17 protein-coding genes are annotated in these 14,116 nt (G+C 69.2%); 3 read left to right on the forward strand and 14 right to left on the reverse strand.

Translation table 11 applies throughout. The features are described from left to right. Nucleotides 1-51: 51 nt before the first annotated feature. From DEU35_RS01030 to infC, 8 genes are all read right to left on the reverse strand, one after another. On the reverse strand, nt 52-975 hold the full coding sequence (locus tag DEU35_RS01030; protein WP_170210597.1) for an amino acid ABC transporter permease: 924 nt from the start codon (nt 973-975) through the stop codon (nt 52-54). After that, complete coding sequence (locus DEU35_RS01035) at nt 972-1,622, reverse strand: amino acid ABC transporter permease (RefSeq protein WP_094733477.1); 651 nt, start codon at nt 1,620-1,622, stop codon at nt 972-974. The genes DEU35_RS01030 and DEU35_RS01035 overlap by 4 nt, the downstream gene beginning before the upstream one ends. A gap of 76 nt (nt 1,623-1,698) precedes the next feature. After that, a complete protein-coding gene (locus DEU35_RS01040; protein WP_103210473.1) occupies nt 1,699-2,619 on the reverse strand; it encodes a glutamate ABC transporter substrate-binding protein in 921 nt (306 codons plus the stop codon). Between the two features lie 130 nt (nt 2,620-2,749). Further along, nucleotides 2,750-3,508 carry an amino acid ABC transporter ATP-binding protein gene (locus tag DEU35_RS01045; RefSeq protein ID WP_056227450.1) on the reverse strand — a complete coding sequence of 253 codons (759 nt, stop codon included), beginning with the start codon at nt 3,506-3,508 and terminating at the stop codon, nt 2,750-2,752. Between the two features lie 75 nt (nt 3,509-3,583). Further along, nucleotides 3,584-4,381: an RNA methyltransferase gene (locus tag DEU35_RS01050; RefSeq protein ID WP_103210468.1), complete on the reverse strand. Its 798-nt coding sequence runs from the start codon at nt 4,379-4,381 to the stop codon at nt 3,584-3,586. Nucleotides 4,382-4,493: 112 nt separating this feature from the next. Continuing rightward, on the reverse strand, nt 4,494-4,877 hold the full coding sequence (gene rplT / locus DEU35_RS01055; RefSeq protein ID WP_056227445.1) for a 50S ribosomal protein L20: 384 nt from the start codon (nt 4,875-4,877) through the stop codon (nt 4,494-4,496). 29 nt (nt 4,878-4,906) lie between these two features. Next, entirely contained in the window at nt 4,907-5,101 is a 195-nt protein-coding gene (gene rpmI / locus DEU35_RS01060) for a 50S ribosomal protein L35 (protein ID WP_013583375.1), read from the reverse strand. 47 nt (nt 5,102-5,148) lie between these two features. Beyond that, complete coding sequence (infC, locus tag DEU35_RS01065; protein ID WP_115920336.1) at nt 5,149-5,775, reverse strand: translation initiation factor IF-3; 627 nt, start codon at nt 5,773-5,775, stop codon at nt 5,149-5,151. 244 nt (nt 5,776-6,019) lie between these two features. On the opposite strand from infC, the gene DEU35_RS01070 reads away from it, so the two are divergent. Continuing rightward, a complete protein-coding gene (locus DEU35_RS01070; protein WP_371861588.1) occupies nt 6,020-6,445 on the forward strand; it encodes a DUF1844 domain-containing protein in 426 nt (141 codons plus the stop codon). Between the two features lie 355 nt (nt 6,446-6,800). Here the strand turns inward: DEU35_RS01070 and DEU35_RS01075 are convergent, their stop codons facing one another. From DEU35_RS01075 to DEU35_RS01100, 6 genes are read right to left on the reverse strand one after another with little or no spacing between them, the layout of a single operon-like run. Beyond that, nucleotides 6,801-7,595 carry an SseB family protein gene (locus DEU35_RS01075; RefSeq protein WP_103210466.1) on the reverse strand — a complete coding sequence of 265 codons (795 nt, stop codon included), beginning with the start codon at nt 7,593-7,595 and terminating at the stop codon, nt 6,801-6,803. After that, nucleotides 7,579-8,325, reverse strand: a complete 747-nt coding sequence (gene priA / locus DEU35_RS01080) for a bifunctional 1-(5-phosphoribosyl)-5-((5-phosphoribosylamino)methylideneamino)imidazole-4-carboxamide isomerase/phosphoribosylanthranilate isomerase PriA (RefSeq protein ID WP_103210464.1) — start codon at nt 8,323-8,325, stop codon at nt 7,579-7,581. Before priA ends, DEU35_RS01075 begins: the two co-directional genes overlap by 17 nt. Before the next feature lie 46 nt (nt 8,326-8,371). Continuing rightward, a complete protein-coding gene (hisH, locus tag DEU35_RS01085) occupies nt 8,372-9,022 on the reverse strand; it encodes an imidazole glycerol phosphate synthase subunit HisH (protein WP_116238377.1) in 651 nt (216 codons plus the stop codon). Further along, complete coding sequence (gene hisB, locus DEU35_RS01090; protein WP_116238378.1) at nt 9,019-9,633, reverse strand: imidazoleglycerol-phosphate dehydratase HisB; 615 nt, start codon at nt 9,631-9,633, stop codon at nt 9,019-9,021. The genes hisH and hisB overlap by 4 nt, the downstream gene beginning before the upstream one ends. Continuing rightward, nucleotides 9,630-10,724 (reverse strand): histidinol-phosphate transaminase, encoded by a 1,095-nt coding sequence (locus DEU35_RS01095; protein ID WP_103210456.1) that lies wholly within the window; start codon nt 10,722-10,724, stop codon nt 9,630-9,632. Before DEU35_RS01095 ends, hisB begins: the two co-directional genes overlap by 4 nt. 46 nt (nt 10,725-10,770) lie before the next feature. After that, nucleotides 10,771-11,121, reverse strand: coding sequence for a LysM peptidoglycan-binding domain-containing protein (locus tag DEU35_RS01100; RefSeq protein WP_116238379.1), 351 nt, complete (start codon nt 11,119-11,121; stop codon nt 10,771-10,773). Between the two features lie 258 nt (nt 11,122-11,379). Here DEU35_RS01100 and lexA point away from each other — a divergent pair, with 258 nt between their 5' ends. Then, nucleotides 11,380-12,069, forward strand: coding sequence for a transcriptional repressor LexA (lexA, locus tag DEU35_RS01105; RefSeq protein ID WP_103210451.1), 690 nt, complete (start codon nt 11,380-11,382; stop codon nt 12,067-12,069). A gap of 150 nt (nt 12,070-12,219) precedes the next feature. Further along, nucleotides 12,220-14,106: a prolyl oligopeptidase family serine peptidase gene (locus DEU35_RS01110; RefSeq protein WP_116238380.1), complete on the forward strand. Its 1,887-nt coding sequence runs from the start codon at nt 12,220-12,222 to the stop codon at nt 14,104-14,106. Nucleotides 14,107-14,116 lie beyond the last annotated feature (10 nt).

The following is a 14,116-nucleotide window of genomic DNA, read 5'->3' on the forward strand; positions in this document are numbered from 1 at the left end:
TGAGAGTCTACCGACGGGCGGGGACACTCCCCCGCCCGTCGGACCGATGACTCAGATTCCGCCGCCGCTACCCGCGTCGTACTTGCCGAGGCCGCGCTGGGCGACGATCAGCTCGGTGTCGGTGCCGGTCTGTCCCGCGGGCTCCGCGGGAGCGACATTGCCGCCCTTGGGCGAGCGGCGGAGGCCGAGCTCGACGCGGTGCGCGGTGTACGACAGGGCGAGGCACATCGCGACGTAGATGACGCTGGCGACCATCGCGGCCGGGATCAGCGGCGACCCGTATTCGCCGTTGGAGCCGAGAAGACGAGCGAAGTACAACAGCTCGGGGTACGTGATGATGAAGCCGAGAGCGGTGTCCTTCAGGGTCACCACGAGCTGGGCGATGATCACGGGCAGCATGGCGCGGATGGCCTGCGGGAGCAGGATCAGGCGCATCACACCGGCCTTGCGGAGCCCCACGGCGTAGCCGGCCTCGCTCTGTCCGCGCGGGAGCGCCTCGACGCCGGCGCGGATGACCTCGGACAGCACCGAGCCGTTGTAGAGGATCAGGGCGATGACGACCGCCCAGTACGACGACATCTTGATGCCGATGACGGGCAGACCGTAGTACAGCAGCAGCATGAAGACGAGGACGGGGACGGCGCGGAGCAGTTCGACGACCCAGCCGACGGGGAGGCGCACCCATCGGTGGTCGGACATGCGGCCGATGGCAAGGATGAAGCCGAGGACGAGCGCGCCGACGGCCGCGACGGCGAACGCCGCGAGCGTCGCGAGTGTCGCCTGGCCGAAACGCTCCCAGATCGCGCTGTAGCTGAAGACGTTCCACTTCGCCGCCGAGAACTGGCCGGTGTCGATGAAGCGCCAGACGACGAAGCCGATGACGGCGGCGACGAGGACGAGGGTGACGACGCCGAGGATGCGGTTGCGCAGCTGTGCGCGGGGACCCGGTACGTCATAGAGGACGGAGGAGCTCATCGGACGACCTTCCACTTCTTCTCGGCCGCGTTCTGCAGCGCCGCGAGCAGCAGGACCAGGATGACGAAGACCGCCATCACCAGAAGGATGGTGACGAGCTGGTTCTCGCCGTTCTCGCTCATCGTCGCGCGGATGTTCCCGAGGTTGACCACCGAGAATCCGGCGGCGACGGTGGTGTTCTTGAGCAGGGCGATGAAGACGCTCATCATCGGGGGAATGACCGAACGGGTCGCCTGGGGCAGGACCACGAGCGTCATGACCTGGCCGAAGCCGAGACCGAGAGCGCGGGCCGCCTCCGCCTGGCCGACGGGCACGGTGTTGATGCCCGAGCGCAGTGTCTCGGCCACGTAGGTCGCCGTGTAGATGCCGAGGCCGCACACCGCGAGGGTCAGGAAGCTCCCGCGCGGGACGTCGATCAGCAGCGGCACGCAGAACGCGAAGAAGAACAGCACCAACGTGAGCGGGGTGTTGCGGATCCAGTTCACGTAGACCGCGCCGACCGCGCGGGCGATGGGCACGGGCGAAACGCGCATGGCCGCCACGATGAAGCCGAGCACGAGCGCGATCAGGCCGCCGCCCACGAAGAGCACGACCGTCCCCCAGAGCGCCTGCGCCCACAGGTCGGGGTAGTCGAAGATCTGGTTCACCGTACGCTGTCCGTTCTTTCTCGTCGTGCTCGTCGGGGGTGCGGGCGGCGCGGAGTGCGCCGCCCGCACCGGGAGATCAGCTGACGGGGTCGACCGCCGGCTGCTCGCCCTTGACACCCGAGGCGCCGAGGTTCTTCTCGAAGATGGCCTCCCAGGTGGAACCGCCGTCGGTGAACATGGTGTTCACGAACTCCTGGAAGGCGGTGTCGCCCTTGGTGATGCCGACGCCGTAGCGCTCCTCGCTGAAGGGCTCGCCCGCGATCTTGAGATTGTCGGGATCCTGGGCGGCGTAGCCGAGGAGGATGGCCTCATCGGTCGTGACCGCGTCGACCTCGCCGTTCTTGAGCTTCTCGACGCACTGCGAGTAGGTGTCGAACTCGACGACCTTGGCCGGAGTCTGCTCGCGGATGCGCTGGATCGGCGTCGAACCGGTCACCGAGCACACGGTGGTCTCGGCGGTGAGCGAGTCCTTGCCCGTGATGGTGTCGTTGTCGGCGGCGACGAGCAGGCCCTGACCGGTCAGGAAGTACGGACCGGCGAACGAGATCTGGTCCTTGCGCTTGTCGGTGATCGAGTAGGTGCCGACGTAGTAGTCGATGTCGCCGTTGATGAGCGCCTGCTCGCGGTTGGCCGACGCGATCGCCTTGTACTCCACCTTCGAGGTGTCGGCCGGGTCGTAGCCGAGCGAGGCGGCGATCCAGCGTGCGACGTCGACGTCGAAGCCCTTGCGCTCGCCCGTCACGGGGTCGAGGTAACCGAGACCGGGCTGGTCTTCCTTCACACCGACGACGATCTTGCCGGCGGAGGTGATCTTGTCGAAGGTCTTGCTGCCGTCGATCTTGACGTCGCTGGCGACCGCGCCGTACACGGGGGTGTCGGAGCCGCTGCCGCCGTCGGAGCCGGGGGCAGCGCCCGGGGTGCCGCTGTTGCAGGCCGTCAGGGCCAGCAGGCCGGCGGCGACGATGCTCGCGCCGGCGAGAAAACGAGATTTACGCATGTGATGTCTCCTTGGTTACGTGTGCTGTGCGGATACAAGAGTCTGGAGAGCACGCGGCGAATCGCCCGGGGCGGAACTGCGCGCTTCGGCGAGGAACCTCTTCGTCCGTCGCCGTCATGATGGGGGCTCGTCAGTGGGTGATGAGCTTCGAGAGGAAGTCTTTCGCCCGGTCGGACTCGGGGCGCGTGAAGAACTGCTCGGGCGTCGCCTGCTCGACGATCTGCCCGTCGGCCATGAACACCACGCGGTTCGCGGCCTTGCGGGCGAAGCCCATCTCGTGCGTGACGACGATCATCGTCATGCCGTCTTTGGCGAGGCCGACCATCACGTCGAGCACCTCGTTGATCATCTCGGGGTCGAGAGCCGAGGTCGGCTCGTCGAAGAGCATGACCTTGGGCTTCATCGCCAGCGCGCGGGCGATCGCCACGCGCTGCTGCTGACCGCCCGAGAGCTGGGCCGGGAGCTTGTCGGCCTGGTGTCCGACGCCCACGCGGTCGAGAAGCGCACGCGCCTCTTTCTCGGCATCCGCCTTCTTCATCTTGCGGACCTTGATGGGCCCGAGCGTGACGTTCTCGAGGATCGTCAGATGTGCGAAGAGGTTGAACGACTGGAACACCATGCCGACGTCGGCACGCAGCTCGGCCAGACCCTTCCCCTCTTTGGGAAGCTCCTTGCCATCGATCGTGATCGAACCGCTCGTGATGGTCTCGAGGCGGTTGATGGTGCGGCACAGCGTCGACTTGCCGGACCCCGAGGGTCCGATCACCACGACGACCTCGCCGCGGTCGACGGTGAGGTCGATGTCTTTCAGAGCCTGGAACTGCCCGTAATGCTTCTGGACGTCGGCGACGACGACCAGGGGCTCGGTCTTCGGGGGAACGGATGCCATGCCTTCACCCTATGAGGATGCTGGGCGCCCGACCACATTCCGGCGCACGCCTTAACCGTTCTGTAACAGCAGGCGTCAGCGCGCTCGTTGGGCGAAAGCCGTCTCGTACAGGCACACGCTCGCCGCCGTGGCCAGGTTCAGAGACTCGGCGCGACCGTAGATCGGCAAGCGCAGAGCGAGGTCCGCCTGGGCGAGGGCGGACTCGTCGAGTCCCCGGGCCTCATTGCCGAAGAGCCAGGCCGTCGGCTCCGACAGAAGCCCTCGGGATGCCAAGAAGTCGGTGCCCTCGACATCGGCGGCGACGATGCGCAGCCCCGCCTGGTGAGCGCTGGCGACGACGTCCGAGAGTTCGAGCTCGACGGCAACCGGCACATGGAACAGCGATCCGGTGGTCGAGCGGACGACCTTCGGGTTGTAGGGGTCGACGGTGCGGCCGGTCAGAATCACGGCGTCCGCGCCCGCGGCATCCGCGGCCCGGATGATGGTGCCGAGGTTCCCGGGGTCGCGCACCTCCTCGCAGATCGCGATGAGGCGCGGCTCCCCGGCCAGGATGTCCTCCAGCGCGGTGGGTGACTGACGCGCCACCGCCACGATCCCCTGGGGCGTGACCGTATCGGCCATCGCGTCCAGAACCGCCTCGGTGGTGACCTGCAGATCGACACCCGCTCGCTCCGCGGCCTCGCGCACATCCGTGTGCTTCTCGAGCGCGGCAGAAGTCGCATAGACCTCGAGCACGGTCTGGGGGGCCCAGGCGAGCGCCTCCCGAGCGGCCTGCGGGCCTTCGAGCAGGAACAGACCCGTCTCTTGGCGGGCGGCGCGCTTGCTGAGCTTGGCCACGGCGCGCACCCGCGGCGAACGAGGGTTCTCGAGCACGTCACCAGTGTATGACCCCGGCGGAATGCTGCTCGGGACGCCGCGCGAACGACCCGCAGGAACAACGAAACGGGCGCCCTCCGAAGAGGACGCCCGCTCGAGAGGACGTGTCTTACGCGGTCTTCGCGGCGTTGACGTCGGTCGGCAGCGCAGCCTTCGCGGTCGCGACGAGCGACGCGAACACGGCGGGCTCGTTCACGGCGAGCTCGGCGAGCATGCGACGGTCGACCTGCACACCCGCGAGACCGAGGCCCTGGATGAAGCGGTTGTACGTCATGCCGTTCGCGCGCGAGGCGGCGTTGATGCGCTGGATCCAGAGACGACGGAAGTCGCCCTTGCGCTTGCGGCGGTCGCGGTACGCGTAGACCAGGGAGTGGGTGACCTGCTCCTTGGCCTTGCGGTACAGACGCGAACGCTGACCGCGGTAACCGGAGGCGCGCTCCAGGATGACGCGACGCTTCTTGTGGGCGTTTACCGCCCGCTTGACTCTAGCCATTTCTCATTCTTCCTAACGTGCGTCGGCGCTCAGAGGCCGAGGAGCTTCTTGGCGACCTTGGAGTCACCCTTGGCCAGGACCTGCTCCTGGTTGAGGCGACGAGTGCGCTTGGAGGCCTTGCCCTCGAGGTTGTGGCGCATGCCGGCCTGCTGCTTCATGAGCTTGCCGCTACCGGTGAGCTTGAAGCGCTTCTTGGCGCCCGAGTGGGTCTTCTGCTTCGGCATCTGTCTTCCTTCGTTGGGGTTCCCGCCGGAGCGGGAGTCGGGGAGCTTTACTCGGCGGACGCCGGAGCAGCTTCGTCTGTGGGTGCCGAGTCGCCTCGAGCGGCGCTGCGCGCGGCCTCACGGTTCGCCGTGCGCTGCGCGTTCTGCTCGGTCTTGACCTCGGACTTGTTCTTGTGAGGAGCGACCACCATCACCATGTTGCGGCCGTCGATCGTGGGGTTCGACTCGACGGTGCCGAACTCGGCGACGTCTTCGGCGAACTTGCGAAGCAGACGGACGCCCTGCTCGGGACGCGACTGCTCGCGACCACGGAACAGGATCATGGCCTTCACCTTGTCGCCCGCCTGAAGGAAGCCTTCGGCGCGCTTGAGCTTGGTGATGTAGTCGTGCGCCTCGATCTTCAGACGGAACCGGACCTCTTTGAGGACGGTGTTCGCCTGGTTACGACGCGTCTCTTTGGCCTTCTGAGCGGCCTCGTACTTGAACTTGCCGTAGTCCATGATCTTGACCACGGGCGGCTTCGAGCTCGGCGCGACCTCGACCAAGTCGAGGTCCGCTTCCTGGGCCAGGCGCAGCGCAGCTTCGATTCGGACGATGCCGACCTGCTCGCCGTTGGGTCCGACGAGACGGACCTCCGGGACTCGGATGCGCTCGTTGGTGCGGGGATCGCTGATGCGGAACTCCTCTTTCGTACGGGTGGTGGCCGCCGCGATCCGTCGGAATCGCGGGCGAAGAGGAGAACACGCCACCCGGCACGGTGCTTTCGACACCGGCTTCTGCACCCTGACGGCCCCGTGCGAAACGGAGCGGAGTGCGGGAACCCGGTAGCCTGGAGCGGCAAGCGCGGGTGGGATGTGATCCTCTTTCGTACGGAGTGAGACACTCCGAAGCCCGCCATAGTCTAGCAGAGAGATTCACGTGGACACGATCCCCTCCGACCAGCCCGCCGACGACCAGGCCGCGCACCGCCACGGAGCCGAAGACGAGCGCCTCGCCCGCTGGGAGGAGCAGGAGCGCGCGGCCTCGTCCGCCACCCGCGACATCGCCGACGTTCCGGCCGTCGAGGTCATCACCACGGCCGCCGTGCACCTCATGAGCGCCGCCGCTGTGAAGACCGGCCTCGCAGACGACCCCGGACAGCAGCTCGACCTCGACGAGGCCCGCAAACTCATCAACGCGCTGGCCGGCCTCATCACCGCCGGGGCCCCCGAGATCAGCGACATGCACGCACGTTCGCTGCGCGACGGTCTGCGGTCGCTGCAGCTCGCGTTCCGCGAGGCATCCACGATCCAGGACCCGATCGGCAAGGGGCCGGGCGAGAAGTGGACGGGGCCGGTCACGTAAGTCGGTCGTACTGGGGTACCGGACTGCGGGGGTGCCCTTTCCCAGGTCGAGAGCGGGGCCCCTACCCCGATCGACCAGGGAAAGGGCACCCCCTTCGTCCTGTGCCGCAGGCCGCCTCTTCTGTGACCGCTGAGGGTGTGGGAGCGGCCCCCTACCCCGATTGCCTGGGGAAGGGGGCATCACTGCGCCCTGTGCCGCAGGCCGCCTCTTCCGTGACACCCGTACGGGTATGAGCGGGCCCCTACCCCGATCGACTCGGGAAGGGGCACCGCCTTCGTCCTGTGCCGCAGGCCGACTTCACCGAGACTGCGGGGGTCTCGGAGCGCGTGCCGTCGGACCGAGGTCGACAGACGGGTCAGACGTCGGTGCTGCGGTGGAGCTTGACCGTCAGCGAGTCGACCAGCACGGCGATGCGGTCGTCCGCCGACCAGCGGCGGGCGAGGCGCGCCAGCGTGGCATCCAACTCCTCCTGCTCGAGGCCCGACATGAGCTGCAGGTGGACCACGAGCTCCGGGCCGCGAAGGCGACCGGTGGGATCCCCTGACTCGACGGCGAGGTCCAGCACGGCGAGCTCGCCCGAGATGCTCTCCTGCAGGCCCGTGAAGATCGAGGGAGAGGTGTGCGCGGGCTCCCACGGCTCACCCTGGGCGATCGCCCAGACGGCCGGACGACGGATCACGAACTCCGTCTCCGACGCGGGGTCGACGACGATGAGCTCGGTGTCCTCCGACGCCGCCGCCAGGGCCGTGCGGCGCCCGTCGGCGGGGACCGGGCGGGCCATGGCATCCCACGCCTGAAGAGCCGCCACCGAGGTGAAGACCGGGAGCACCTTGCGGCCGTCCGGTGCGGCGACCGTCACGATCGAGAGCTCCTGCGTCTTGTCGACCTCGAGGCCGTGCGCACCGACGCCGTGGTCGCCCTTCTCGGCGACCAGGGGAATCAGCAGGCGCGCGTCGCGATAGGCATCGACGATGGCACGGGCATCGCCCTCGCCGGCACGGAACGCCAAGAGAGAGGCGAGCAGCGCCGGATCGGCGGAGCCGTCGTCGCCCGAGTGCTGATTGGGCTGGAAGCTCCGGCCCTCCCACGGAACGCCGGCGGAATCCCCGTGGATGCCGTGGCCGTGCGGATCGTCAGTGTCCGGCGACATCCAGCGCCTCGGCCAGGGTGAACTGACCCGCGTAGAGCGCCTTGCCGACGATCGCGCCCTCCACTCCGAGTGGCACCAGCTCGCGCAGCGCAGCGATGTCGTCGAGACTCGAGACGCCACCCGAGGCCACGATCGGCTTGGGCGTGCGCTGGGCCATCTCGCGCAGCAGCTCGATGTTGGGACCGCGGAGCGTGCCGTCCTTGGTGACGTCGGTCACGACGTAGCGGCTGCAGCCGGCGTTCTCGAGGCGCTCGAGGACCGTCCACAGGTCACCGCCGTCGCGGGTCCAGCCGCGCGCCGCCAGAGTCGTGCCGCGCACGTCGAGACCGACCGCGATCGCCTCGCCGTAGCGGTTGATGACGTCGGCGGCCCACTCGGGGTTCTCGAGGGCCGCGGTACCCAGGTTGATGCGGGTCGCTCCGCTCTCGAGCGCCGCCTCGAGCGAACGGTCGTCCCGGATGCCGCCGGAGAGCTCGACCTGCACGCCCTTGACCTGCTTGATCACCTTGCGCATGACGCTCGCGTTGCTACCGCGGCCGAACGCGGCGTCGAGGTCCACGAGGTGGATCCACTGCGCGCCCTGGCGAGCGAAGTCGGCGGCAGCATCGACGGGGTCGCCATAGCTGGTCTCGGTACCGGCCTCACCCTGGGTCAGACGGACGGCCTTACCGTCGGCGACGTCGACCGCGGGAAGCAGCACAAGTTCGGGCGTGGACGCGAAATCGTTCATGGCTCCTCGCACCCTTCGGCGCATCTCGCCGAGCCGGGGCACGAGGTCACACAGTAGTCGCGCGCAGCCCGTCGATCCAATTGGCGAGCAACCGGATACCGGCTTCGCCCGACTTCTCCGGGTGGAACTGCGTGGCCGACAGGGGGCCGTTCTCGACGGCCGCCAGGAAGGGCGCGCCGTACGTGCACCAGGTCAGGACCGGCTGAGGGAAGGGCGGGGTGACCTCGAGCGACCAGTCCTGCGCCGCGTACGAGTGGACGAAGTAGAACCGCTCGCCCTCGAGTCCGTCGAACAAGCGCGATCCCTCACCGGATGCCACGGTGTTCCAGCCCATGTGCGGGAGCACCGGCGCCTCGAGCTCGGCCACGGTACCGGGCCACTCCCCCAGCCCGGGGGTGTCGGCGCCCCGCTCGATGCCACGCTCGAACATGACCTGCATGCCCACGCAGATACCCAGGACGGGCCGACCGCCCGCCAGACGGCGATCGATGATCTCGCCGCCGCGACTGTCGTTCAGCGCACCCATGACCGCGCCGTACGCGCCGACGCCGGGAACGAGCAGACCGTCGGCGTCGAGCAGCAGGGAACGATCGGCGGTGAGCCGGGCGTCGGCTCCCGCCTCGATGAGCGCTTTGACCGCGGAGTGGACGTTGCCCGAGCCGTAATCGAAGACGGCGACGACGGGTTTGCGGGTCACAGCGCGCCCTTGGTACTCGGGACACCGTCGACGAGGGGATCGAGAGCCTTGGCCTGACGGAAGGCGCGCGCGAGCGCCTTGTACTCGGCCTCGGCGATGTGGTGCGGGTCGCGTCCACCCAGGATGCGCACGTGAACGGTCAGACCGGCGTGGATCGAGATCGCCTCGAAGGAGTGGCGAACGAGTGAACCGGTGAAGTGACCGCCGATGAGGTGGTGCTCGAAGCCGGCGGGCTCACCGGTGTGCACGAGGTACGGGCGCCCGCTGATGTCGACCACGGCCTGCGCGAGGGCCTCGTCGAGCGGCACGAGGGCGTCGCCGTAGCGAGCGATACCGGACTTGTCGCCGAGCGCCTGGCGGATAGCCTGCCCGAGCACGATCGAGGTGTCTTCGACCGTGTGGTGTGCATCGATGTGGGTGTCGCCCGTCGAGCGGACGCGCAGGTCGGTCAGCGAGTGCTTCGCGAAAGCGGTGAGCATGTGGTCGAAGAACGGCACGCTCGTCGAGATGTCGCTGACGCCGCGTCCGTCGAGGTCGAGCTCGAGCTCGACTCGGGACTCACTCGTCTCGCGCGCGATCGAGGCGGTACGGGGCGAGGCGGGGCCGGTCATGACCGCGATCCTACCGAGGCCAGCGCGTCCAGGAATGCGGTGGTCTCGTCGGCCGTTCCCGCGGTGACGCGCAGGTGGTGGGCGATGCCGACGTCGCGGATGAGGACGCCCCGGTCGTACAGCGCCTTCCAGGTGGCCGCCGGGTCGTCGACGCCGCCGAACAGGACGAAGTTGGTCCACGACTCGTGGGCGGTGTAGCCGAGGGCCGACACCGTGGCCGAGATCCGGTCGCGCTGCGCGACGATCTCGTCGACCATCGACAGCATCGTCTCGGCGTGGCCGAGCGCGGCGGTCGCCGCCGCCTGCGTGAGGGCGCTCAAGTGGTACGGCAGCCGCACCAGGCGGAGGGCGTCGACCAGCGCGGGGTCGGCCGCCAAGTAGCCCACCCGGGCGCCCGCGAAGGCGAAGGCCTTGCTCATGGTGCGCGAGACCACCAGACGCGGGCGATCGGGAAGCAACGACACCGCCGAGGGCTCGTCACGGGGCGCGAACTCCTCATAGGCCTCGTCGACGATCACGATGCCGTCGGTCGCGTCGTACACCGCCTCGACGACGTCGAGGCGCAGGGGGGTGCCCGTCGGGTTGTTCGGCGCGCAGAGGAAGACGATGTCGGGGCGCTGCTCGCGCACCTGGGCGGCGGCCGACTCGGGCGACAGGGTGAAGTCGTGCTCGCGTTCCCCGACGATCCAGCGCGCGCCCGTGGCACGCGTGAGGATCGGGTACATCGAATAGGTGGGGGCGAAGCCCATCGCCGTGCGACCGGGGCCGCCAAAAGCCTGCAGAATGTGCTGAAGCACCTCGTTCGAACCGTTGGCCGCCCAGATCTGGTCGGGGTTCAGACCGTGCCCGAGGTATCCCGCGAAGGCCTCGCGCAGACCGGTGAACTCACGGTCGGGGTAGCGGTTGACGTCCCGCAACGCCCGAGCCACGGCATCGAGGATGTCGTCAGCCACCTCGGACGGAACGGGATGCGTGTTCTCGTTGACGTTGAGCGCCACGGGCAGTGCGGCCTGCGGGGCTCCGTACGGGGTCATGCCCCGCAGATCGTCGCGAAGAGGAAGGTCGTCGAGGCGTACGGTCACCTCACCCATCGTAGGCGTCGAGGGAGGGCGGAGTGCGCGAGCCGGGTCGGGGCGCTCAGGCCGCGGGGGCGTACTCGGCGGGGATCGCGATGCGCTGACCCGCCGACACCGAGCCGCCGGGAAGAGCGTTGAGGCGAGTGATCTCGGCGACCACGTCACGCGGGTCGGCCGAGGGGGCCACGTCTTCAGCGATGGACCACAGGGTCTCGCCGCTCATGACGGTGATCTCGGTGAACGCCCCGGCAGGGGCGCCGGCGTCGCCGGACGCAAGGGCGGACCCGCCGCCGACGATCGCCACGGCAAGCACGGCGACGATCGGAAGCGAGACGAGGAACGCCACGACACGACGGCCGCGCGCGGTGATGCGCAGGCGGGTGGACGGGGCGGTGAGGGCGATGCTGCTCATGATGTGCTCCTTGGTGGGGAGAGATTCGCACCCCGCCCTCGGCCGGGAGGGCGGTGGTGCGAATCTGTATTCCGAATCTATCTTCGAACCTGTTCGAGTGTCAAGACGTCGTGTATCGCATACGAATCGAACGCGACACGCGTGGGGCTCCGTGTCATTCGGGTCGTCGACCGGATACGGTTTCGACACGGAGACCTCATCACCAACCTCCGACATTCGAATTTCCGCCGTGGTTCCCGCGGCGCGAGGGGAGCACAGATGACCGACGCGACGACCGCTGCCGGCCGCGAGCGGCCGCAGACGCGGCGGCGGAAGAACCTCAGCGACAAGCAGCTGGCGATCCTCGAAGTGATCCAGCGCTCGATCGCTCGGCACGGGTATCCGCCGAGCATGCGCGAGATCGGCGACGCGGTCGGCCTCAAGTCGCTCTCGAGCGTCACCCACCAGCTCAATCAGCTCGAGCTCAGCGGATATCTCCGTCGCGACCCCGGCAAGACACGTGCGATGGAGGTGCTCATCGATCTTCCCGGCGCCGCCGCCGAGAACCCCGCCGACACCGCCCCCGCCCTGGGCGACGCCGCCCTCGTGCCCCTGGTCGGTCGCATCGCCGCCGGCGTGCCCATCACTGCCGACCAGCAGGTCGAGGAGATCTTCCCTCTCCCGCGCCAGCTCGTCGGAAAGGGCGACCTGTTCATGCTCAAGGTCTCGGGCGACTCCATGATCGACGCGGCCATCTGCGACGGGGACTGGGTCGTCATCCGCTCTCAGGCCACCGCCGAGAACGGCGAGATCGTGGCCGCCATGCTCGACGACGAGGCGACCGTCAAGACGTTCCGCCGGCGCGACGGCCACACCTGGCTCCTCCCCCGCAACAGCGCGTTCGAGCCGATCCTCGGCGATGAGGCGGTCATCCTCGGTCGCGTGGTCGCGGTGCTGCGCACCGTCTGATCGGACCATCGAGGGCCGGATGCCCGCACGCGCGGCGGCATCCGGCCCTCTGCACGCTCGGGCCGCTCGGCACCTCACCCGCCTTCGGGTTCCCACGGATGCGGGGCGATCGCCGGGTCGAATGTCGGAGCCCCTGCCTAGGCTGGTGTCATGGCTGACACGCTCCCCTACGGTTCCTGGCCCTCCCCGATCACGGCCGGGTCGGTCGCGCAGGCGTCACCGCGGGTCGACGGAGCGCGGCTCGTGGGCGACGAGATCTGGTGGGGCGAGTCCGTCCCCCACGAAGCGGGTCGCGTCGCGGTGAAACGCCGCCGGGCCGACGGCTCGACCGATACGGTGCTCCCCGCACCCGCCAATGCGCGCTCCGCGGTCCACGAGTACGGCGGCGGCGCGTGGACGGCGTCCGACGACGGTGAGCTGTACTACGTCGAGAAGACCGACCAGCGCGTGTACGCGCTCCGTCCGGGCGAGACCGCGCGGGCGCTGACTCCCGCCGACGACGCCGTACGCCACGGCGGCCTCCGCTGGGAGCACGGCGTCCTCTTGGCCGTCCGCGAGACCCACGGCTCTTCCCGAGTTCCGCGCCGGGCGATCGTGCGCATCCCGCTCGACGGAACGGTCGAGGTGCTCGCCGAGGGTAGCGACTTCCTCGCGCAGCCGGCCCTCTCCCCCGACGGTCGGCGTCTGGCCTGGGTCGCCTGGAACCACCCCGACATGCCGTGGGATGCCACGGTCCTGCGCGTTGCCGACCTCGAGACGGGATCCGTCCGCGATGTGGCGGGCGGCGAGTCGCGCGCGCCGCTGCAGCCCGTCTGGATAGCGGACGACGAGCTGCTCTACGCCGACGATCCCGACGGGCGCTGGAACCTCTTCCGCCGCCCTCTCGACGGCGACGCCCAGGCCCTCGCCCCCGCTGACGCCGACACCGGCGGCGGCCTGTGGGTCCTCGGCACCCGGTGGTTCGGGGCCGCCGCCGACGGGCGCGTCGTCGCGGTCCGCACCAACGGAGCCGACGACATCGTCGAGATCGCCCCCAGCGGCGTGCGCCCGGTCGGGGTCCCCGTCGTCGCGGGAGCAGCGATCGACGATGTCCGTGAGGCGCGCGTGCTCGTCTCGGGGTCCGATGCGGGCGGACGCTCGGGACTCTGGCTGGTCGACCTCGACTCCGGCTCGGTCGAGCTCGTCACCGGCGGTGCCGGCTCCTGGGGGGACGAATGGATGCCGGTAGCCCGCGCCCTATCGACCGACGGCCCCCACGGCCCGGTGCACGCTTTCGCCTACGCCCCGACCAACCCCGACGTCACTCCCGCCGCAGACGAGCGGCCGCCCTACGTCGTCCTCGTGCACGGTGGACCCACCTCGCACGTGGGCCCCGCCCCCTCGGCGAAGACGGCGTTCTTCACCAGTCGCGGGATCGGCGTTCTCGACGTCAACTACGGCGGCTCCACCGGTTACGGGCGCAGGTACCGCGACCGACTCAAGGGACAGTGGGGCGTCGTCGATGTCGATGACGTCGCAGCCGCGGCATCCGCCCTCGCCGAGGCGGGTCTCGCCGACCCCGGTCGTCTCGCCGTCGCCGGCGGATCGGCGGGCGGGTGGACGGTGCTGGCCGCGGTGACCCGCACCGACGTGTTCTCGGCCGGTATCTCGCGCTACGGCGTGGGAGATGCTCGCGCTCTCGCCGAGGACACCCACGATTTCGAGGCTCGCTACCTCGACGGACTCATCGGCCCCCTGCCCGAGGCCGAGGCGGTGTATGTCGAGCGATCACCTCTAGGGCGCCCGGATCTGTTCCGCGTACCCCTGCTGATCCTGCAGGGCTCGGAAGACCGAGTCGTCCCGCCCTCGCAGGCCGAGGCCATCCGCGATGCTCTCACCGCGCACGGCGTGCCGCACGCGTACGTGCTGTACGAGGGCGAGGGTCACGGCTTCCGGCGGTCCGAGACGGTGATCGACTCACTCGAGCGCGAGCTCGGCTTCCTCGGCGCGGTGTTCGGCTTCGAGACCCCCGGCGTCCGGGCACTCGAGCTCAGCTGACCTCTCGAGG

Origin of the sequence: Microbacterium sp. AG157, assembly GCF_003385695.1 — a bacterium.
Taxonomy (GTDB): domain Bacteria; phylum Actinomycetota; class Actinomycetes; order Actinomycetales; family Microbacteriaceae; genus Microbacterium; species Microbacterium testaceum.